Raw genomic sequence first — 285 nt, forward strand, 5'->3', positions numbered from 1 at the left:
TCGCGTCCGCTTAAAAATAGGCGGACACCATCGCCCTTAATTCCGGATTTCTGAAGGTGTGTTCGCTGGCCGCTTACTCAACAACAACACCTCAATACGCTTTGGACAATGGCTTCGATGCAGATTAAGGCCCAATCCCAGGTGCTCACTTTTTACGTCTCGAAAGCCTTCTTCGATCTGCATACGGCGCTTATAGATCGCTACGATTTTTGCTGGATTCCATTCGCCTTGCTTAAGATTGCTGGCAAGCAACCATGGCTCCCGTTCACGCCTGGCTGACTGTCG

At 50.5% G+C, this 285-nt stretch carries 1 pseudogene; it reads right to left on the reverse strand.

Annotation, left to right across the window (positions count from 1 at the left end):
• Positions 1–78 precede the first annotated feature (78 nt).
• A pseudogene (locus AOA59_RS00565) lies at positions 79–285 on the reverse strand (transposase); the annotation flags it as partial.

Source organism: Pseudomonas sp. 2822-15 (genome assembly GCF_002742515.1).
Classification (GTDB): Bacteria; Pseudomonadota; Gammaproteobacteria; order Pseudomonadales; family Pseudomonadaceae; genus Aquipseudomonas; species Aquipseudomonas salomonii.